Source organism: Rudaea cellulosilytica DSM 22992 (genome assembly GCF_000378125.1).
In the GTDB taxonomy this organism is placed as follows: domain Bacteria; phylum Pseudomonadota; class Gammaproteobacteria; order Xanthomonadales; family Rhodanobacteraceae; genus Rudaea; species Rudaea cellulosilytica.
Map to the genome: position 1 here is coordinate 189,054 of NZ_KB899245.1, position 20,620 is coordinate 209,673.

Genomic DNA, 20,620 nt, shown 5'->3' on the forward strand with positions numbered 1-20,620 from the left:
CGATCGACGGCGACCGCAGCGATCAATCGAGTTGCGCGGAAAGTTCCTGGCCGCGTTTCGTCGCCGCGGCGACGGCGCGCACGGCAATCGCGCGCAGGCCGTCCGCTTCGAAGCTTTCGACGGCGGCCTGGGTGGTGCCGTTGGGTGAAGTGACGCGGCGGCGCAGTTCGCCTGGCGCCTCGCCTTCCTCGCGCAGCATGCGTCCGGCGCCGAGGCAGGTCTGCGTGACCAGGGCACGTGCGGCCTCGCGCGGCATACCCTGCGCGACAGCGGCATCCTCGAGCGCCTCGACGAGGAGGAAGAAATAAGCCGGCCCCGAACCGGACAGGGCGGTGACCGTGTCCATCAACGTTTCGTCGGCTATCCATACGGCGAGGCCGGCGGCGTCGAGAATGCGCTGCGCCATCTCGCGCTGTCGCGCATCGGTGTGCGCGTTCGCGACGAGGCCCGCAGCACCGGCGCCGATCAGCGCCGGCGTGTTCGGCATCGCGCGCACGACCGCGACGTCAGCGCCGAGCCATGCGTCGATCTGGTCGATACGGATGCCTGCGGCGATCGACACGACCAGCGGTTTTTGCGCTTGCACGATATCGCGCAACGAAACGCATACCGTCTTCATCACCTGCGGCTTCACCGCGAGGACGATGGCGTCGACACCTTGCGCCGCATCGCCACCGTTGTCGAACGTGGCGACCCCGAAGTCGTCGGCGAGCGCAGTGCGCAGATTCGCATTCGGTTCGGCGACGGCGATGTCGGTGCCGCGCGTTCCTGCGCGCACGAGGCCGCCGATCAGGCTGCGCGCCATGTTGCCGCCGCCGATAAAGGTAATGCGTGGGGTTGTAACAGTCATGGTACAGCCAATGCGTTGGATGGAACGATGATCTCGACACGCCGATTTTGCGCGCGACCCTCGGTGGTGCCGTTGTCCGCCGCGGGATAGTCGGAACCCAAGCCCTTGCGTTCGACGTTCTTCGCAGCGAAGCCTTCGGCGACGAAGGCGTTGGCGACGATATCTGCGCGGCGTTGCGACAGGATCAGGTTGTAGTCGCGTGCGCCGACGTCGTCAGTATATCCGTCGATGCGCAACTGGTGGATATCGACGGCGAGCAGCTGGTTGGCGAAGTCGGCGATCGACTTGCGAAACGCGGGCTTGAGGTCGTCCTTGCCGAATTCAAACGAGATGCGATCGGGCAGGAGCAGCATCCAGCCCTCGTCGATCTTCTTGAAGCCGAGCTGGGTCAGCGTTTGCGCCTGGCGCTGGGCGAGCGTCGGCTTGGATGGGGCAGATGCGCATGCCGCGAGCAGCATGAACAGGCAAAACGCGAGCGCAAGGGGAAACGGGCGCTGCAATCGAAGGGAAAAGACGCTTGCTTGCATAACTTCCTTTGTTGCGAACCATGGGGACGTGGAAAGTTACCTGTGCCATCTAGCTGCTAGATCGCGGACGGATTGACGCCAATCCGACCCGCTTGCTCACCACCGTCGGCGCCCGCCTGCCAGCGAGTGATGCGGCCCTCTGCATAACGCTGATTCTTCGCCGTATACATCGCCTGATCGGCGATACGCACGAGTTCGTCGGTGCCGTGGGTGGCGTCGGGATAGATCGCCATGCCGATGCTTGTGCTCGGGTGGAGCACGAGACTGCCATGTCGGATCTGGACTTCGAGTTCGGCATGCAACTCGGCAAGAATCTGTTGCGGATCCGCGTCATCGGCGAGCGGCGACAACAGGACGACGAACTCGTCGCCGCCGATGCGCGTAGCGGTGGTCTCCTGCGGCCGCCACATGCGCAGGCGTGCGGCGATGTGGCTGAGCAGCTCGTCGCCGGCAGCGTGGCCGAGGTTGTCGTTGACTGACTTGAACGCGTCGATGTCCAGATAGAACAGGCAGGCACGCGTACGGTTGCGATCGCAGGCCTCGATTGTTTTCTGCAGCGCAGGCTCGAACATCGCGCGGTTCGGCAGGCCGGTCAGTGCGTCGACGTAGGCGACGCGCCGCAAGGCGGCATTGCTTTGCGTCAACAGATGGTCGCGCAGGCTGATTTCGTCGAGCAGGACGTTGAATTCACTGCGCAGATCCTCGACCTCGGCGAGCGAGGACGGTGGCGCGCGCCGGCTGAAATCGCGGTCTTCGATCAGATGCTTGACCACCTCGCGAAGTTGCCAGATCGGCTGGGTGAAGCGTCGCGTATACCTGCGCGCGAGGGCGAGGGCGCAGGCGGCGACCAGCAGCATGCCGAACCCGAACCAGGCAAGCAGCCCGCCGAGCGTGCGCAGCATCGGCTCACTGCCGCCTTCGATGGTGATGTCGCCGATGCGCCGGCCCTCCACGACCACATCCTGGCCTACGCGCTCGTTGCCGACCCAGGTGGACAGCGTGCCGATCCAGCCGTCCGCGCGCGCGTCGATGCGCGCGAGCGCGATGCCCGAGGCATCGCGGATCTCGGCAAAGGTGATGCCCTCGTCCTTCGGAATCGACTGCAGTATCTCCAGCGCCGTCTTCGTGTCGCGGAATTCGATCGCGCTACGGCTCTCGCTCGCGGCGAAACTGATCAGCGTGCGCAGATGGCGTTCAGTCAGCTGGTGCAGGAAGTAATAACTCAGCAGAAAGGCACCCGCACCGACGATGACGATAGCCAACGCGGAAATCGAAAGCAGCGCACGCCCGATATGCGCGGCCGATGCCGTCGCCGGCAGTTTCTTTTGCGTGCGCAGCGGCCGGCTCATGGCACCCCCTTGCCCGCAGTGCGCGACGAGCCCAGGGTGAGCAGGCGCGCGCTGACCGCTAGCGCCGCCTCCTTCATCGCGGACACGTTGACCTCGAACTTCTGTCGGTCCGCGGCCGCAGCGTCGTCGAGATGCAGGCAGATCTGCCCGCCAGAAGAGCAGAACTCCGAGCCGGAACCGACCGCGAGTATCGGCAAGTGGCGCGCACGCTCGAGTACCTTACTGGTGGTCCGGGCATCGACGGCGGTCAGATCAAGTACCTGGCAATCAGCCAGCGAGGCCTCGGCGTCTATGCGGCGGATCGAGAACGACTTGTCGCGCACGAGGCGTCCGGCGTAGGCGCGATCCTGCTCGGCCGGCAGGTTGCCGACAATGCAGATGTTCCACGCCTGCAGCCGTTCCTCACCCTGCCAATGCACATAGCGCACGAAGCCGGCAATGTATTCGGCCGAATTGCTCAACCCGTCCGGCTGCGCCTCGGCACCGATGGCGGAAGCGGCGCACAGTGGCAGCGCCGCAGTCGAGGCTGCGACTCGGAGGAGAAGCGTGCGAAAGGAAAACCCGCTAGCCATCGTTTGCGAAAAAGGTGCCCCGGAGCATCGACCCGTTTCAACTGGTCAGCAAAGCGGCAGGATTGCCTTTTGCGGGTTGAAAGTGTGAATCATCGCACATTTTTTGCGCGCGGACCGAACAATGCGGAGCCGATGCGGACCAGGGTTGCCCCTTGCGCGATCGCAACCTCGAAGTCCTCCGACATACCCATCGACAACGTGTCGACACCGGCGTGGTCGCGACGCAAGGTTTCGAACAGGCGGCGCATACGTGCGAATGCGGCTTCGCGCCGGCGCCGGTCGGGATCGGGTGCGGGTATCGTCATCAATCCGCGCAGCGCGAGTCGCGGTGCCGTGTGCAGCGCCGCCGCGATGGCGTCGATCTCGCCTGGGGTGCACCCCGACTTGCTCGCCTCGTCGTCAATGTTGACCTGGATCAGCACCTGCAGCGGTGCGGCAGACGCCGGGCGCAGGCGGTCGAGCGCGGCGACGAGCTTGATCCGGTCCAGGCTTTGCAGCCAGTCGAAATGCGCGGCGACCTCGCGCGCCTTGTTCGACTGCAGCGGGCCGATTGCATGCCATTCGAGGTCGAGGTCGGAAAGTTCGCGCTGCTTGGCCAAACCTTCCTGCACGTAGTTCTCGCCGAATGCGCGCTGGCCGAGCGCGGCGAGTTCGCGCACGGCCGCGGCCGGCTGGGTCTTGCTCACCGCGAGCAGGGCGACGTCGCGCCCGGCGCGTTGGGCTGCCGCGGCGATGCGCTCGCAGACAGCCCGGTAATTTCCGCTCGAATCCATGCATCCCGCACACATCGTTGTCTGTTCCGCACGTTATACTCGTGACGCGGACTACAGCAAGTGTCGAGGGGAAGGGCGTGGATATAGCGGAACTGCTGGCATTCTCGATCAAGAACAAGGCGTCGGACTTGCATCTGTCGGCGGGCCTGCCGCCGATGATCCGAGTCGACGGCGACGTGCGCCGCATCAACATGCCGGCGCTGGAGCACAAGCAGGTGCATTCGTTGGTCTACGACATCATGTCGGACAAACAGCGCCGCGACTACGAGGAATTCCTCGAAATCGACTTCTCGTTCGAAATCGCCGGCCTCGCGCGCTTCCGCGTCAACGCGTTCAACCAGAATCGCGGCGCCGGCGCGGTGTTCCGCACGATTCCCTCCGAGGTGCTCACGCTCGACGACCTCGGCGCGCCGAAGATCTTCAAAGAACTGATCAATCAACCCGTGGGCCTGATCCTGGTCACCGGGCCGACCGGCTCGGGCAAGTCGACCACGCTCGCGGCGATGGTCGACCACATCAACAAGAACGAGTACGGGCACATCCTCACGATCGAGGACCCGATCGAATTCGTGCATACCGCGAACAAGTGCCTGATCAACCAGCGCGAAGTGCATCGCGACACGCACGGCTTCAACGAGGCGCTGCGTTCGGCACTGCGCGAGGACCCGGACTACGTCCTCGTCGGCGAGTTGCGCGACCTGGAGACGATCCGCCTCGCGCTGACCGCGGCCGAAACCGGCCACCTCGTGTTCGGCACGCTGCATACCTCGAGCGCGGCGAAGACGATTGACCGCATCATCGACGTGTTCCCGGCCGGCGAGAAGCCGATGGTGCGCTCGATGCTGTCCGAATCGCTGCGCGCGGTCATCGCCCAGTCGCTGCTGAAGAAGGTCGGCGGCGGCCGCATCGCCGCGCACGAAATCATGGTCGGCATCCCGGCGATTCGCAATCTGATCCGCGAGGACAAGGTCGCGCAGATGTATTCGGCCATCCAGACCGGCAGCCAGTTCGGCATGCAGACACTCGACCAGTGCCTGCAGGACCTGGTCAAGCGCGGCCACGTCACGCGCCAGGAAGCATCGATCTATGCGAAGAACAAGGACGTGTTCAAATAAGGCCGCGATCAGCGATTCGGGATCGGGAAGTCGCGCCGATCGTCTTGCCAACTTTCCCCGTCTGATTCGTCCGCCACGCACCACCCATCACGAGCAATCGCCATGAGCCCAGCCGATTTCAATTCCTACCTCAAGCTGATGGTGCACAAGAAGGCCTCGGACTTGTTCATCACGGCCGGCCTGCCGCCCTCGATCAAGATCGCCGGACGCATCGGGCCGATCACCAAGGAGGCGCTGACGCCGCAGCAGTCGCGCGACCTCGTGCTCAGTGTGATGACGCCTTCGCAGCGCGAGGAGTTTGAGAAAACCCACGAGTGCCAGTTCGCGATCGCGCTCGCCAGCGTCGGCCGTTTCCGCGTGAGCTGTTTCTATCAGCGCAGCAACGTCGGCATGGTGCTGCGCCGGATCGAGGGCAAGATCCCGACCACCGACGAGCTCAACCTGCCGCCGATCATCAAGCAGCTCGCGATGACCAAGCGCGGCATCATCATCTTCGTCGGTGCGACCGGTACCGGCAAGTCGACCTCGCTCGCGGCGATGATCGGCTACCGCAACCAGAATTCGACCGGCCACATCATCACGATCGAGGATCCGATCGAATACGTGCACCAGCACGGCGGCTGCATCATCACCCAGCGCGAGCTTGGCATCGATACGGACTCGTGGGAAAACGCGCTGAAGAACACACTGCGCCAGGCGCCCGACGTCATCATGATCGGCGAGGTGCGCACGCGCGAGACGATGGAACACGCGATCGCGTTCGCCGAAACCGGTCACCTGGTGCTGTGCACGCTGCACGCGAACAATGCCAACCAGGCGATGGATCGCATCATCAACTTCTTCCCCGAGGACCGCCGCAACCAGCTGTTCATGGACCTTTCGCTCAACCTCAAGGGCGTGGTCGCGCAGCAGCTCATTCCGACGCCCGACGGCAAGGGGCGTCGCGTCGCGATCGAGGTCATGCTCGGCACGCCGCTGATCGCCGATTACATCCGCAAGGGCGAGATCCACAAGCTCAAGGATGTGATGAAGGACTCGACCAACCTCGGCATGTGCACGTTCGACCAGAGTCTCGTCGCGCTCTACCACGCCGGCGAGATTTCCTACGAGGACGCGCTGCGCTACGCCGACTCGGCCAATGAAGTGCGTCTCAAGATCAAGCTCGCGCAAGGCGGCGACGCGACCTCGCTCGCGCAGGGCCTGGGCGATGTCGAGCTGGTCGAGGATGAGACCAAGCGCGGCGGCTTCGTGTTCCGCGGCTAGCGAAGATCGGTCACAGGATGCGGCGAGCCTAGGCGAACCGCATCGGTTGCGAACGATGCAGTTCCGTCGTTGCCGTGTCCTACCGGCGTCGCGAAGCGAACACTCGACCACGCACGAGCGTGGCAACGCCAACGGTGACGAAGAAGAACCCGAATGCGAGCAGCGTGGCCAGCACCTGCTTCCATAGCGCGCCGCCGATGCCGGTCGCGGTGCGGAAGCCCCAGCGCGTCGCCGCCACGCTCACGCCGGTGGCAAGAGCGAGCACCGCAAGATCGGCGATCCAGCGCAGGACGTGACGTGGCCTGCGCGGATAGAAGCAATACAGTGCACCGACGATGCAGAACGCCGGCAGGAACAGGATGAAGGCGAGATCGGTCTGGATGTTCGGGGACATTCTCTCCGCCTCCTAGTCGAGAACGATGCCGTGCATCGCTTCGACGTCGGCCGCGGTCAGCTGCGAGCGCTGACCGCCGAACGTCTCGCGCACGTAATTGGTCACTGCGGCGATCTCGCCGGGATTCAATTGCTGCACGAATGGCGGCATCGAGTACGGCTGCGGGTTGTGCGCGGTGGCCGCGGCGAAGCCGCCGTACAGCACGATACGCACCGCGTTGATCGGATCGGGCGCAGTCGCCGCGACCGCATCGCGCAGCGCCGGATATTGCCCGACCTTGCCTTCGCCGTCCTTGCCATGGCAATCGGCGCAGGCCTGCCGATAGATCTCCGCGCCGTTGCCAGCGACGGCTTGCTGGCGCGGCGGGTCGGGCAGCAGGGTGAATTCCGTCTTGCGCGCGGGCCGTCGCGGCACGTTCTTGAGATAACGCGCCATCGCGACGGCGTCCTCCTCATTGAGGAACTGCAGGCTGCGGTAGGTGACTTCGGCCATCGGTCCGTACGCGGCGCCGTGGTCGCTTGCGCCTGCGCGCAGATAATCCGCAAGCTGTTCGACCGAATAGCGCTGCAATTGCTTCGCGTCGAGCGAAGGCGCGTACCAGCCGCTGCCCGGAATGCGGCCGCCGGCGAGGTAGCCATCGACGGCGAGCGCGCCGTTGGCTTCGCGCGTGCTATGGCACATCGCGCAGTGGCCGAGGCCGTCGACGAGATAGCGACCGCGGTCTTCGCGTGCAGCAGCGGGGGACTGCGCCTGCGGCCGGTAGTGCAGCATGCGCCAGAGCACGAGCGCGGAACGCGAGCTCGCCGGGAAGTCGAGCCGGTTCGCCGGCGGCACGTTCGCACTCGCGGGCAGGCTGCGTAGATATGCATACAGCGCATCGATATCCGCCTCGTCCAACGTCGCGAAATGTTCGTACGGGAATACCGGGTACAGCGGCCCGCGGCGGCTGACGCCGTGGCGCATGGCGTGCGCGAATTCGTCGACCGACCAGGCGCCGATGCCGTGCTCGCGATCGCTGCTCAGGTTTGACGAATAGATCATGCCGTAGCCGGTCGCGAAGCCGCGTCCGCCCACCCAAGGCGCGCCGCCCGACGTCGTGTGGCAAGCCGCGCAGTCGCCGATGCGCGCGAGGTATTCGCCGCGTTGCAACGTCTGCGCATCGTTCGCGACGACGCGGCCGGAATCCTTAGGCACGCGGTACGGCGCGAATCCACCCTGGCGCTCGAACAGAAAAAATCCGATCGCGAGCGCGGCGAGCAACAACGGAACGGCGATCAAACTGGCGATGCGCAGGGCTCTCATTTCGCCTCCTGCGCATGCGGCAGCGAGCCGCACGCCCGCGGCGGCACGAAGCTGCCGGGCGGCGAAGGACGCACACCGTCGACGTTGGATTGTTGCGAGAGGTAGACCGCGATCGCGCGGATGTCGTCAGCCGGGATCTTGCCGGCGACGTCGTGCATGCAATCGGGTGGCGCACCGTTGCGCACGCCTTCGCGCCAGGCGCCGAACTGGGCGATCACGTAGTCGACCGGCAGGCCGAGCAGCGCCGGCACGCCGGGTTCGAGGCCGGCGAGATTCGCGCCGTGGCAGGCGCTGCATGCCGGCACGTCATGCGCCGGGTCGCCATGTTCGACGAGATTCTGTGCGACGCGGCGGCGCTCTTCGGTCAGCTGAGCGGCGCCGGTGTCGGCACCGCGCGTACGCGGCGGTAGCGAGGCGTAGTAGTCGGCGATCTGCTGCAGGAAGGCGCCGTCGGCGAAGCGCACGTACCAGGCCATCTGCGTGCTGACCCGGCGGCCGTCGCGGAAGCCTTTCAGTTGCTCGAACAAATAGCCGGCCGGTTTGCCGGCGAGATGCGGATAGTACTCCGCACCCTGCACACCTTCGCCACGCTTGCCGTGGCAGGCCGCGCAAGCGGCGAGGCGCGTGCCGAAGGTGCCGTCTTCCTGCGCGGGGACACATGGTGCCAGCGTGAGCAGGCAGACAAGCAGAGCGAGCCGGCGCAGCATTGCGTGTGCGCTCAACCGTTCACGCCGTGCGGCTGGATCCAACCCAGCGCGATGCCAAGCATCACGAACAGGATCAGCGCCACCGACAGACCGATGCGCCGCGTCAGTGCGCCGACCGTGCGGCCGCTGCTGCCATCCTCGACCATCATGAAATACAGCCCGGCGCCGAGGTTGTAGAGAATCGCGAGCAGGGTCGCGACGACGATGACTTTTCCGAACATGGTGCGCTATCCGAAGGCTTTTTCGACGCGGGCCATTTTACCGGCGCGGCGCCGAGGCAAGCCGATCAGATGCGGCGGAAAAGACCGTATCAGCGCATGCGCGGCGAGGCGTTTTGTCGCAGCGCGGCTCAGGATGGAACGCGCATCAGCTTGCCGAGTGTCGCCATCGCTTCCTCGCAGCGCTCGTCCCACGGTGCGCCGTAGTTGAGGCGGACGAAGTTCGCGAATTCGCCGCGCGAGGAGAAGATCGGTCCGGGCGCGAGCGAGATATTGCGCGCGAGCGCGCGCCGGTGCAGGTCGACCGCGTCGGTGCCCTTCGGCAGCTCCGCCCACAGGAAATAGCCTCCGCGCGGATGAGTGATGCGCGTCGTCGCGGGGAAATGGCGCGCGATCGCCGCGATCATCGCCTGCTGCTGGCGCACGAGCGCTTCGCGCAGCTGGCGCAGATGCCGGTCATAGCCGCCGCGCTCGAGGAACGCCGCGAGTGCGGCTTCGGCCGGCACCGAGGCGGTAAGGCTGGTGCTGAGCTTGAGCCGCGCGATGTCGCGCACGAAACGCCCCGGTGCGGCCCAGCCGATGCGATAGCCCGGCGCGAGACATTTCGAAAACGACGAACAATGCAGCACCCAGCCCTCGTCGTCGAAGGCCTTGGCCGGTTTCGGTCGGTGCGCGTCGAAATACAGCTCGCCGTAGACGTCGTCTTCGATCAGCGGCGTGCGGTGACGTGCGAGCAGGGCGACGAGATCGCGCTTCTTCGCTTCGCTCATCGCGCTGCCGAGTGGATTCTGGAAGTTCGTCATCAGCCAACATGCGGCCGGGCGCTGGCGCTTGAGCGCATCGGCGAGCGCATCGAGATCAATGCCGTTCTCCGGATGCGTCGGCACTTCGATCGCGCGCAGGCGATGGCGTTCGAGCGCCTGCAGCGCGGCGTAGAACGTCGGCGATTCGATCACGACCGCATCGCCCGGTCGCGTCACCGCGGTGAGACACAGATTGAGCGCTTCCATCGCGCCGTTGGTGATGACGAGATCGTCGGCCTGCATCGCAATGCCGTCGGCGACGTAGCGGCGCGCGACCTGGCGGCGCAGCTGCGCATTGCCCTGGATCAGATACTCGACGCTGACGCGCGGATCGAGCTTCTGCACCGTCGTCGCCAATGTCTTCGCCAGGCGCTGCAACGGAAACAGCCGCGGCGAGGGGAACGCCGAACCGAACGGCACGACGTCGCGCTTTGTCGTCGCCTCGAGGATCGCGAATACGCGTTCGGAAACATCGACTTCGACCGATTCGCCGTCCGGCTCCGATGCCGCCTCGAGTGGCTGTGGTGCCGGCGTCCCCGCCGTGGTGACAAAGTAGCCCGAGCGCGCCCGGGCACGCACGAGTCCGCGCGCCTCGAGCAGGTAATACGCCTGGAACACGGTAGAAGCGTTGACGCCGTGGCTGGCCGCCGTGGCGCGCACCGATGGCAGTCGATCGCCCGCGCGCAGCGTGCCGTTACGAATCGCCGTGTCGATCTCGTCGGCAAGCTCGGCGTAGCGCTTCATCAGTGGCGAGGCGAGCGCTTGCGTGGCGCGGGTGCCGGCGTCCCCGCAGGCGGCGACAGCATATGCGGATCGAGCAGCGCGCGCGGCAGTTCGCGGAACACGCCGGCGAATTTCTTCAGGAACGGCGCGAGCGCGGAACTCTTGCGCCAGAACATCGCGATGCGCCGGCTCGGCGCGTGGCCGCGGAACTGGATGAGGTGGATGCTCTCCGAGCGTGCGACCGGCGGTTTCACTGCGAGCGTCGGCAGCAGGGTCACGCCGACGTTTGCCGCGACCATCTGGCGCAGCGTTTCCAGGCTGGTCGCGCGGAAGCCGGATTTTTCGCTGGCCCCCGACAGTTCGCAGACTTCGAGTGCCTGGTCGCGCAGACAATGTCCGTCCTCGAGCAGCAGCAGGCTCTGGTCGGAGAGATCGTCGAGCTTGAGTGTCTTGCGTTTGGCAAGTTCGTGATGCTCGGGTACCGCGAGCAGGAACGGTTCCTCGAACAGGAACTCGGCATGCAGCTGGTCGTCGTGGATCGGTTCGGCGAGCACGGCGGTATCGAGGCGGCCTTCGCGCAACTGCTTCAGCAGCGCGTCGGTTTTTTCCTCGACAAGCAGCAACTCCAGACGCGGAAAGCGCGTGCGTGCCTGCGGCACCACGTGCGGCAGCAGGTACGGTCCCAGCGTTGGGAAGATGCCGAGACGCAGCGTGCCCGATTCGGGGTCGATCGTGCGTCGCGCAATCGCCTTGATCTGCTCGACTTCGGTCAACACCTCGCGCGCACGCGCGACGATTTCCTTGCCGGCTTCGGTCAGCAACACCTTGCGCGGGGTGCGCTCGACCAGGGCGACGCCGAGTTCGTCCTCGAGCTTCTTAATCTGCGTCGACAAGGTCGGCTGGCTGACGAAGCTCGCCTGCGCGGCGCGACCGAAGTGCTTATGCTCGGCGAGCGAGACGAGATAGCTGAGGTCGCGCAGATTCATGGCTTTTCCAGCTCGTCGTTCAGGTGCCGATCGCCGACCGCAATCGCGGGAGCAATCGCGGGGACCCGCCGATCAGTAACCAAGCATGTCGCGACTTGGGTGCGGAAACAAGCGGCCTGAAAGTGGCTCAGGCTGCTTTTCTCTCTTGCGCGGCGATCGGCGAACGAATCAAATGATCGAACGCCGACAACGCGGCCTTCGCCCCTTCGCCGGCGGCGATGACGATCTGCTTGAACGGCGTCGTCGTCGCGTCGCCGGCGGCGAACACGCCGGGCATCGAGGTGCGGCCATGTGCGTCGATTTCGATTTCACCGCGCGGCGACAGCGTCAGCGCGCCTTTGAGGAAATCCGTGTTCGGCAAGAGGCCGATTTGCACGAACACGCCGGAGAGTTCGAGCTGCTTCGACTCGCCGTTTGTGCGATCGGTATATTTCAGGCCGGTGACCTTGCTGCCGTCGCCGAGCACTTCGGTGGTCTGCGCGCTGAGGATCACGTCGACGTTCGCCAGGCTGCGCAGCTTGCGCTGCAGCACTTCGTCGGCGCGCAATTTGGAGTCGAATTCGAGCACGGTCACGTGGGCGACGACGCCGGCGAGATCGATCGCCGCCTCGACGCCGGAGTTGCCGCCGCCGATCACGGCGACGCGCCTGCCCTTGAACAACGGGCCGTCGCAATGCGGACAGTAAGTCACGCCCTTGGTGCGGTACTCGGTCTCGCCTGGCACGTTCATATTGCGCCAGCGCGCGCCGGTGGCGAGTACGATCGTCTTCGACTTCAGCGTCGCACCGTTGGCGAGCTTCACCTCGACCAGGTCGCCGTTCGTGACGAGCTTGTCCGCGCGCTGGCGATTCATGATGTCGACCTCGTAGTCCTTCACGTGCTCCTCGAGCGCAACCGCGAACTGCGGGCCTTCGGTATGCGTGACCGAGATGAAGTTGGCGATCTCCATCGTGTCGAGCACCTGGCCGCCGAAACGCTCGGCGACGACGCCGGTGCGGATGCCCTTGCGCGCGGCATAGATTGCCGCCGCCGCGCCCGCCGGGCCGCCGCCGACGACGAGTACGTCGTAGGGCGCGCGTGCATCGAGCTTCTCGGCGTCGCGCGCATCGGCGCCCGAGTCGAGCTTGGCGAGGATTTCTTCCACGCCCATGCGGCCCTGACCGAATTCCTCGCCGTTGAGGAAGATCGCCGGCACGGAAAGAATCTGTCTTTCGCTCACTTCCTGCTCGAACGTGCCGCCCTCGATCATCTCCACGCCGATGCGCGGATTGATCATAGCCATCAGGTTCAGTGCCTGCACCACGTCGGGGCAGTTCTGGCAGGTCAGCGAGACGAAGGTTTCGAACTTGTATTCGCCGTCGAGCGCGCGGATCTGTTCGATCGTCTCCGGTGCAAGCTTCAGCGCATGGCCGCCGACCTGGAGCAGCGCCAGTATCAACGAAGTGAATTCATGGCCCATCGGAATGCCGGAGAAGCGCAGGTGGATGTCCTGACCGGGTGTCGTCAATGCGAACGAGGGCGTGCGCATGCCCGGCTCGCTGCGTTCGATCAGACGGAACTGCGGTGACAGGCCGGCGATGTCGGTCAGCAGCGCGCGCAGTTCCTGCGATTTCTCGCTCGCATCAAGCGAGGCGGTGATTTCGACCGGACGCGTGAGCTTGGCGAAATGACTTTGCAATTGGGATTTGAGGTCATTGTCCAACATGGCGGTGACTCCGTAGAAATTGCGAGCGCGGCTTCTTGTTCGTCATTCCGGCGAACGCCGGAACCCAGTGTCTTTTGCTTTCGAGGCCAAAATCGACATGGATTCCGGCGTTCGCCGGAATGACGCCAAAGTGAAGATTTTTCGAGAAATCCGGGCGCGTTGCCGCGCCCGGAGGGGTGCTGTTGCTCGGTTGAAACGACGCTCAGATCTTGCCGACCAGATCGAGCGATGGCTTCAGCGTCTTCGCGCCTTCGTTCCACTTCGCCGGGCAGACCTCGCCCGGGTGCGAGGCGACGTACTGCGCGGCCTTGACCTTGCGCAGCAGCTCGGTTGCGTCGCGGCCGATGCCGTTGTCGTGGACTTCATACAGCTTGATCTGGCCTTCGGGGTTGATGACGAAGGTGCCGCGCAGGGCGAGGCCCTGGTCTTCGATCAGTACTTCGAAGTTACGCGACAGCGTCGCGGTCGGGTCGCCGACGAGCGGGTACTGCACCTTCTTGATCGCATCCGAAGTGTCGTGCCAGGCCTTGTGGGCGAAATGCGTGTCGGTCGACACGCCGTAAATCTCGACGCCGAGCTTCTGGAATTCGGCGTAGTTGTTGGCCAGGTCCTCGAGTTCGGTCGGACAGACGAAAGTGAAGTCGGCCGGGTAGAACACGACGACTGACCACTTGCCCTTGAGCGTCGCGTCGCTGACGTCGACGAACTTGCCGTTGTGGTAGGCGGTCGCCTTGAAGGGTTTGACCTGGGTATTGATCAAGGACATTGCTTGCTTCCTTTTTGGTGGGTGGTGAAGAGGTTGTGGCTAATGTAGTGCGGCGCAATATATTTGCAAAATTGATTTATAATAACGTTTCGATTGATACAGACTATCGAAATACGTGTCGCAAAAACCGGATGACTTGTGGCGGTTGCCGCGACCGCATGAATCGTGCTTGACTCCGCGGTTTACCGTCGGAGGATTCAGATCATGCGCATGACGAGCGGATTGTTGGCCGTGGCGATGACAGCCGCGTTGCTGTCGCAGGCGGCCGTTGCGGCCGAAGTGGTGCCTACTGGCAAGCTGCCCGACGACGCAAAGCCGCTGGCTTACGCGCTCGACCTGAAGATCGATCCGAAAGCCGATCGTTTCAATGGCCACGTGCGCATCAAGGTCAAGCTCGCCAAGCCGGCCGATCACCTCTGGCTGCATGCGCGCGAGCTCGATATCGCCAAAGCCGTGGTCACCGATGCCAAGGGCAAGACGCATGACGCGAAGCTGAGCGTGCGCGATTCCTCCGGCGTCGCCGAAGTTGCGTTCGGCGCTACGCTGCCCGCGCAGGACATCGAACTGGCCTTCGATTACTCGGCGCCGTTCAACGCCAAGTTGCAGGGTATCTACAAGGTCAAGGTCGGTGACGACGCCTACGTGACGACGCAGATGGAAGCGATCAGCGCGCGCTACGCATTCCCCTCGTTCGACGAGCCGCGCTTCAAAACGCCGTTCGACATCACGCTGACCGTGCCGAACGACGAAGCTGCGCTTGCCAATACCTTGCAGACCGGCACGAAGGAGTCGGACGACAAGAAGTGGAAGACGCTGACGTTCGCCCAGACCAAGCCGTTGCCGACCTACCTTGTCGCGCTCGCGGTCGGTCCGTGGGACGTGGTCGACGGCCCGACAATCCCGGCAAACGCGGTGCGCAAGAATCCGCTGCCGCTGCGCGGCGTCGGTCCACGCGGCACCGGGCCGCAGCTTAAATGGATCCTCGAGCAGACGCCGGAAACGGTGAAGTACTACGAGGAGTACACGAAGCAGCCGTATCCGTTCGACAAGCTCGATCTCGTCGGCGCGCCGGACTTCTCCGCCGGCGCGATGGAGAATGCCGGCTTCATCGTCTACCGCGACGTGTTGCTGCGCATCGACGCCAAGTCGCCGGCGTCGAGCTACCGTTCGAGCTTCAACGTCAATGCGCACGAAATCGCGCACCAGTGGTTCGGCGACCTCGTCACCGTGCCGTGGTGGGACGACATCTGGCTCAACGAAGCCTACGCGACCTGGGCGCAAGGCAAGGCGACGGTGGCATTGAAGCCCGAGTATCTCGGTGACCTGTCGCGGCTCGAAGGTACGCTGCATGCGATGAACTCCGACAGCCAATTGTCGGCACGCAAGATCCGCCAGCCGATCAAGGATCAGGGCGACATCGAGAACGCGTTCGACGGCATCACCTACCAGAAAGGCGCGGCAGTGCTGCGCATGTTCGAGGAATGGGTCGGCGAGGACGTCTATCGCGAGGCGATGCGCGACTACCTGGCCAAGCACAAGTTCGGCAGCGGCAATTCCGACGACCTCATCGCAACGATCGCGCGCGTCAGCGGCAAGGGTGAGACGCTGGCGCGTGCGATGCGCAGTTTCCTCGATCAGCCGGGCCTGCCGCTCGTGCATGCCGAACTCAAATGCAACGCCGGCAAGGGGGCGATCGAGTTGAGCCAGTCGCGCTACCTGCCGTACGGCGTGCTCGGCGAAGGCAGTCCACTGTGGCAAGTGCCGGTCTGCGCGCGCTTCGGCCGCGACGGCAAGAACGACAGGCAATGTTTCCTGCTCGATGCGCCGAAGAAGGAATTCGCGCTCGCCGGCGGCTGCGCGCAATGGGCGATGCCGAATGCCGACGCCGCGGGTTACTATCGCTTCGCCCTCGGCGCCAACGATTTCGGCGCATTGAAGAGTCAGGTTGCCGCGCTTGCGCCGGCCGAGCAGTTGGTCTACGCCGATGCGGTTTCCGCCGCCTTCGAGCAAGGCACGATCGGGCCCGAGGTCGTGCTCGACGCGATGCCGGCACTGGCATCCTCGGACGTCCCGCAGATCGCCACTGCGCTGGTCGGCTCGTTCGAATGGATCCGCGAACATCTCGCCAGCGACGTGACGCGTCCGGCGCTCGATGCCTACGCGAAGTCGCTGTATGCGTCGCACTTGAAGGAGCTCGGCCTGCACAAGCGGCCGAACGACGGCGATGCGACCACGCGCCTGCGCCTCGGCCTCGTCGATCTGCTCGCGCTGACGGTGCGCGACAAGGATCTGCGTGCGCAGCTCAACGGCGAAGCGCGCGCCGCACTCGGTCTCGACGGCGGCAAGGCCGATCTCGGCAAGCTCGATCCGGATGTCCGCGGCGTGGCGCTCAAAGTTGCCGTGCAGGACTCCGGCGAGGCCGCCTACAAGGCCGTGCAACAGGAACTCAAGACCAACACGCAAACCAAGCAGCGCTATGAGCTGATCGCCGCGCTGGCCGCGACGCACGATGCGAAACTCGGCGAGGACGCGCGCAACTACGGGCTGACCCCGGCGGTTGCCGTCGGCGAGATCCAGTACCTCTACTACAGCAACGTCGGCGAAGAGGAAAATCGCGCCGGCTTCTGGACCTGGCTCAAGCCCCATTTCGACGCGCTGCGCAAGCGCCTGCCGGATTCGCATCAGTCGCTCGCGGTCGGCCTCGCGAGCGCCGGGCGCTGCAGCAAGGACTCGGGCGAGGAAATGCGCGAATGGTTCGCGCCGCGCATCAAGGAGATGATCGGCGGCGAGCGCAAACTCGCGCAGTCGCTCGAGGGCGTCGGCACCTGCGGCGCATTGCGCGAACATATTGGTACGAAGGCACTGGCGCAGTGGGCGGAGGCGCATCCAGTGCGCTGATACCCGCGTTTTCGTCGCGAAAGGCTGCTAGCGACTCGGCGGTTTGGCGACGAAATCGAGGATATCGCGCATCACCGGCGGCTTGCCTGCGCGCCCGCGCGCGAGTGCGACAAGCAACTCGCCGTGATCGATGCCGCGGTAGAGCTTGAGCACGGCGGTGCCATCCATCGCCTGCGCACGCTCGGTCATGGCCTCGGCGTTGTTCGGCGTCACTTCGTCGTCGTCCAGGCCCTGCAGCAGCAGCATGGGCGGCTCGTCGCCGTCGACGAAGTTGATCGGCTGCGAGTCGTAGCGGCCTTCCGCGTCGTCGCCGAAAATCTCGGCTTCGTCGTCCTGATAAGGAAGGAATGCATATGCGCCGGCCAGACCGATCATGCCGGCGAGGTCGCGTGGGGTGAGCCCGGCCGCGGCGAGATAACGCTTGTCGCAGGCGAGTAGGGCGGCAATGTGGCCGCCGGCGGAGTGCCCGGCGACGAAGACGCGTCGGGCGTCGCCGCCGAATTCCGCGGCATGCGCAAAAGTCCACTTTGTCGCATTTGCCGCATCGTTCATGAATTCCGGGAAACGCACGTCGGGGAACTTCCGGTAATCCGGTATGACCACGACGATGCCCTGGCTGGCCAGAGCCTCGCCGACGTAGCGGTACCAGCGCCGCCGACCACCCTCCCAGCTGCCGCCGTAGAAGAACACCACCACCGGCGCGCCCGTAGCAGTGTGCGGTGCATAGACGTCGAGCTTGAGTGCGTGCTCTGCGTCGAACACGATGCCGCGGTGGACGGCGAGGTCGTGTGTGCTGTCGGCGCTGCCGAGCGTCGCGTACCAGACCTGGGAGCAGGCGGCCAGCAGCAACGAAGCGAGTGCCGTCGCCGCCACGCGCGCCCGGCGCCGGAGCCGACGAAAATTGCCAAGGCGCGGCTTCGTTCCTATCATCGGGCGATTGTTGCAGGAATCAGGGGCGGCGGAAATCAAGATGGGCGACGAAGCAACGCAACGCGGTAAGGAGCTGTTCGCTGACATCCCCGAGCGCAACACCGGCGATGTGCTATTGCGCACGACCCAACAGCATCATGTTTCGCTGAGCGTGATGGCGGATACCAAGGCGAGCATCGTCATCACCGTTTCCTCGATCGTGCTGACCCTGAGCCTGGGCAAGCTCAACGATCCGGACCTGCGTTGGTCGGTGCTGGTGTTGACCGCATTCACCCTCCTCGCGTTGCTGCTCGCAGTGCTTGCCGTGCTGCCGAAGTATCGTCCGTTCAAGCTGACCACGACCGAACTGCCGGCGGGATTCAACCTGCTGTTCATGGGTCATTTCGCCGAACTGCCGCGCGAACGCTTCCTCGCCGAGATCGCGGGCTCGATGCGCACCGACGGTTCGGTCTATTTCGCGATGGCGAACGACATCTACAGCCTCGGCACCTATCTCGCGCAGCACAAGTACCGCTATCTGCGTTTCGCCTATTTGAGTTTCCTCACCGGCTTCGTGCTCGCGCTGCTCATGCAGGTGTGGCGCATGCTGTTCGCGCACTGAATCCCTCCGCGGAGTCCCACGATGTCGAATTTCGAGCACGTCCTGCTGGGCGCCGTCGAGGCGGGCGGCACCAAATTCGTCTGCGCGCTCGGCGAACCCGGCGGCCGTCTTTATGCGGAAGCCGCGTTCGCCACGACCACGCCGGAAGAGACGCTCGCACGCGTCGCCGATTTCTTCGTCGAAACGCAAATGCGCCACGGTCCCGTAGCCGCGGTCGGCATCGGCTCGTTCGGGCCGGTGCACGTGCGCCCGGGCTCGGCGCAATACGGTCGCATTGCGCGTACGCCGAAGCTGCGCTGGGAAGGTGTCGACATGCTCGGCGAGATCGCGCGCGCGGCAGGCGCGCCCGCGGCGATCGATACCGACGTCAATATCGCCTTGCTCGGCGAGGTGCGCCACGGCGCCGGCGTCGGCTACGACGACGTCGTCTACGTTACCGTCGGTACCGGCATCGGTGCGGGCGTCTACGCCAACGGCAAGATCGTCTACGGCTTCGCCCATCCCGAAGTCGGGCACATCCACGTGCCGAAGCCGGCCGAGGACGCCGCGTTCGCCGGCGTCTGCGCCTTCCATGCCGATCGCTGCGTCGAGGGCCTCGCTTCAGGACCGGCACTGCAGGCGCGCTGGGGCACCGGTGCGGAAAACCTGCCGCCCGAGCATCCGGCGTGGACGCTGCAGGCACACTATCTTGCCGCGTTGTGCGTGAACCTGCTCGTCGTCTCGGCGCCGCGCCGCATCATCCTCGGCGGCGGCGTGATGGCGCAGACGCATCTGTTCCCACGCGTGCGCGCTGCGCTGGGCGAACTGCTCAACGGCTATCTCGATTTCGCCGCGTACGGCATCGAACTCGACGATCTCGTCGTGCCCGCGCAGCTCGGTGGTCGCGCCGGCGTGATCGGCGCGCTCGAGCTCGCGCGCGATTCCGTCGCCGCGCGCTAGCCGCCGCACGCAGCGCGCGCGATGAAGCAATCTCCGCAACGCGTGCTGGTGATGCCCGACAAGTTCAAGGGCACGCTCACTTCGGAGCAAGCTGCACGTGCGATCGTGCGCGGCCTGCGCCGCGCGTGGCCGCAGGCACGATTCACGACGCATGTGCTCGCCGACGGCGGCGAGGGCTTTGCCGCTGCCTTGGCGCACGCGGCGGGCGGATCATTGCGGCGCTGCGTGAGCGTCGATGCGGCGGGGCGTCCGTGCCGCGCAGCATGGGGCGTGCTCGGGGACGGTCGCAGCGCGGTGTTCGATCTCGCCGCTGCGAGCGGGCTGGCGCAGTTGCCACCGGAACTGCGCGATCCGCTGCGCACTTCGACGTACGGCAGTGGCCTCGTGCTGCGCAAGGCGATCGACGCGGGAGCGACCAAGATCGTCATCGGCCTCGGCGGCAGCGCGACCAACGATGGCGGCGTCGGCATGGCCACCGCGCTCGGCTGGAAGTTTCTCGATCGCTGCGGCGAGGAGATCGCGCCCCGCGGCGCGGGCCTGTTGCATCTGCACCGCATCGTGGCGCCGAAGCCGCGGCCGCGTGCGCGTATCGTCGCCGCGTGCGACGTCGACAATCCGTTGTTCGGCCGCAGCGGCGCGGCATATCGGTTCGCGCCGCAGAAAGGCGCCGACGCACAGGCGGTGCGCGAGCTCGACCGCGGCCTGCGCCGTCTCTCGCGCATTGTCGGGCGCGATCTGGGCAAGGATCTCGCCGATGTCCCCGGCGCGGGCGCCGCAGGCGGTTGCGGCTTCGGTCTGATGGCGTTCTTCGGCGCGCGGCTCGTATCGGGTTTCGAGATCCTGCGCCGCGAAACGCGCCTCGACGCGCTGTTGCGCGCGCACGATCTGGTCGTCACCGGCGAAGGTGCATTTGACCTCACCTCGTTGTCCGGAAAGGCGCCGTATCGCCTGGCGCTGCTCGCGCGCAAGCTGCGCGTACCGGCCTGGGGCGTGTTCGGCCGCGTCGATCTTCCCGAGTCGAAGCTGCCTTTCGCGCGCGTGGCCGCGCTTGTGGGCAGCGGCGCCGTGGTGGCCGTAAGCAAGGCCGAACATGCGCGGCGTCTCGAAACGGCTGCGTACCGGCTCGCATTGAAAAGCGTGAGTCCGGCGCTATCCGCGCCGACGCGGTAACAATATCATCGCGCGAAGCGGAACCAACC

At 65.3% G+C, this 20,620-nt stretch carries 20 protein-coding genes; 6 read left to right on the plus strand and 14 right to left on the minus strand.

Annotated elements, in window-relative coordinates; genetic code table 11:
- Window positions 1-22: 22 nt before the first annotated feature.
- The 5 genes from proC to F455_RS0119020 all read right to left on the minus strand — a co-directional run bounded on the left by proC (window position 23) and on the right by F455_RS0119020 (window position 4,071).
- Window positions 23-850, minus strand: coding sequence for a pyrroline-5-carboxylate reductase (gene proC / locus F455_RS0119000; RefSeq protein ID WP_033410578.1), 828 nt, complete (start codon window positions 848-850; stop codon window positions 23-25).
- Window positions 847-1,377 carry an outer membrane lipoprotein YfiB gene (gene yfiB / locus F455_RS0119005; protein WP_018974909.1) on the minus strand — a complete coding sequence of 177 codons (531 nt, stop codon included), beginning with the start codon at window positions 1,375-1,377 and terminating at the stop codon, window positions 847-849. Before yfiB ends, proC begins: the two co-directional genes overlap by 4 nt.
- Before the next feature lie 56 nt (window positions 1,378-1,433).
- Window positions 1,434-2,726: a sensor domain-containing diguanylate cyclase gene (locus F455_RS22290; protein WP_018974910.1), complete on the minus strand. Its 1,293-nt coding sequence runs from the start codon at window positions 2,724-2,726 to the stop codon at window positions 1,434-1,436.
- Entirely contained in the window at window positions 2,723-3,298 is a 576-nt protein-coding gene (locus F455_RS0119015) for a YfiR family protein (RefSeq protein WP_018974911.1), read from the minus strand. The genes F455_RS22290 and F455_RS0119015 overlap by 4 nt, the downstream gene beginning before the upstream one ends.
- Window positions 3,299-3,387: 89 nt before the next feature.
- Window positions 3,388-4,071, minus strand: a complete 684-nt coding sequence (locus F455_RS0119020) for a YggS family pyridoxal phosphate-dependent enzyme (RefSeq protein ID WP_018974912.1) — start codon at window positions 4,069-4,071, stop codon at window positions 3,388-3,390.
- 77 nt (window positions 4,072-4,148) lie between these two features.
- Here F455_RS0119020 and F455_RS0119025 point away from each other — a divergent pair, with 77 nt between their 5' ends.
- Window positions 4,149-5,186, plus strand: coding sequence for a type IV pilus twitching motility protein PilT (locus tag F455_RS0119025; protein ID WP_018974913.1), 1,038 nt, complete (start codon window positions 4,149-4,151; stop codon window positions 5,184-5,186).
- Window positions 5,187-5,288: 102 nt separating this feature from the next.
- Complete coding sequence (locus tag F455_RS21495) at window positions 5,289-6,449, plus strand: PilT/PilU family type 4a pilus ATPase (protein WP_018974914.1); 1,161 nt, start codon at window positions 5,289-5,291, stop codon at window positions 6,447-6,449.
- A gap of 79 nt (window positions 6,450-6,528) precedes the next feature.
- Here F455_RS21495 and F455_RS0119035 read toward each other — a convergent pair whose 3' ends face one another.
- The 8 genes from F455_RS0119035 to ahpC all read right to left on the minus strand — a co-directional run bounded on the left by F455_RS0119035 (window position 6,529) and on the right by ahpC (window position 14,053).
- Complete coding sequence (locus F455_RS0119035; RefSeq protein WP_018974915.1) at window positions 6,529-6,843, minus strand: hypothetical protein; 315 nt, start codon at window positions 6,841-6,843, stop codon at window positions 6,529-6,531.
- A 12-nt stretch (window positions 6,844-6,855) separates the two neighbouring features.
- On the minus strand, window positions 6,856-8,145 hold the full coding sequence (locus F455_RS0119040) for a c-type cytochrome (protein WP_026293547.1): 1,290 nt from the start codon (window positions 8,143-8,145) through the stop codon (window positions 6,856-6,858).
- On the minus strand, window positions 8,142-8,852 hold the full coding sequence (locus tag F455_RS0119045; protein ID WP_018974917.1) for a c-type cytochrome: 711 nt from the start codon (window positions 8,850-8,852) through the stop codon (window positions 8,142-8,144). The genes F455_RS0119040 and F455_RS0119045 overlap by 4 nt, the downstream gene beginning before the upstream one ends.
- Window positions 8,853-8,863: 11 nt before the next feature.
- A complete protein-coding gene (locus F455_RS0119050) occupies window positions 8,864-9,073 on the minus strand; it encodes a twin transmembrane helix small protein (protein ID WP_018974918.1) in 210 nt (69 codons plus the stop codon).
- Between the two features lie 128 nt (window positions 9,074-9,201).
- Window positions 9,202-10,617 carry an aminotransferase-like domain-containing protein gene (locus tag F455_RS0119055; protein ID WP_018974919.1) on the minus strand — a complete coding sequence of 472 codons (1,416 nt, stop codon included), beginning with the start codon at window positions 10,615-10,617 and terminating at the stop codon, window positions 9,202-9,204.
- Window positions 10,617-11,582, minus strand: a complete 966-nt coding sequence (gene oxyR, locus F455_RS0119060) for a DNA-binding transcriptional regulator OxyR (RefSeq protein ID WP_018974920.1) — start codon at window positions 11,580-11,582, stop codon at window positions 10,617-10,619. Before oxyR ends, F455_RS0119055 begins: the two co-directional genes overlap by 1 nt.
- Before the next feature lie 127 nt (window positions 11,583-11,709).
- The gene (gene ahpF / locus F455_RS0119065; protein ID WP_018974921.1) at window positions 11,710-13,287 is read right to left on the minus strand and encodes an alkyl hydroperoxide reductase subunit F; all 1,578 of its coding nucleotides are present in this window, start codon (window positions 13,285-13,287) and stop codon (window positions 11,710-11,712) included.
- A 202-nt stretch (window positions 13,288-13,489) separates the two neighbouring features.
- A complete protein-coding gene (gene ahpC / locus F455_RS0119070; protein WP_018974922.1) occupies window positions 13,490-14,053 on the minus strand; it encodes an alkyl hydroperoxide reductase subunit C in 564 nt (187 codons plus the stop codon).
- 204 nt (window positions 14,054-14,257) lie between these two features.
- Here ahpC and F455_RS21500 point away from each other — a divergent pair, with 204 nt between their 5' ends.
- Complete coding sequence (locus tag F455_RS21500) at window positions 14,258-16,951, plus strand: M1 family metallopeptidase (RefSeq protein WP_018974923.1); 2,694 nt, start codon at window positions 14,258-14,260, stop codon at window positions 16,949-16,951.
- A 27-nt stretch (window positions 16,952-16,978) separates the two neighbouring features.
- On the opposite strand, the gene F455_RS0119080 is transcribed toward F455_RS21500, so the two are convergent.
- Window positions 16,979-17,881 carry an alpha/beta hydrolase gene (locus F455_RS0119080; RefSeq protein ID WP_083919034.1) on the minus strand — a complete coding sequence of 301 codons (903 nt, stop codon included), beginning with the start codon at window positions 17,879-17,881 and terminating at the stop codon, window positions 16,979-16,981.
- Window positions 17,882-17,921: 40 nt separating this feature from the next.
- Between F455_RS0119080 and F455_RS21505 the strand changes: the two genes are divergently transcribed.
- From F455_RS21505 to F455_RS21510, 3 genes are read left to right on the plus strand one after another with little or no spacing between them, the layout of a single operon-like run.
- Window positions 17,922-18,482, plus strand: a complete 561-nt coding sequence (locus F455_RS21505) for a Pycsar system effector family protein (protein WP_020684111.1) — start codon at window positions 17,922-17,924, stop codon at window positions 18,480-18,482.
- 21 nt (window positions 18,483-18,503) lie between these two features.
- Window positions 18,504-19,421, plus strand: coding sequence for an ROK family protein (locus tag F455_RS0119090; RefSeq protein WP_018974926.1), 918 nt, complete (start codon window positions 18,504-18,506; stop codon window positions 19,419-19,421).
- A 21-nt stretch (window positions 19,422-19,442) separates the two neighbouring features.
- Window positions 19,443-20,591, plus strand: a complete 1,149-nt coding sequence (locus tag F455_RS21510; RefSeq protein WP_033410582.1) for a glycerate kinase — start codon at window positions 19,443-19,445, stop codon at window positions 20,589-20,591.
- The last annotated feature ends 29 nt before the right edge of the window (window positions 20,592-20,620 follow it).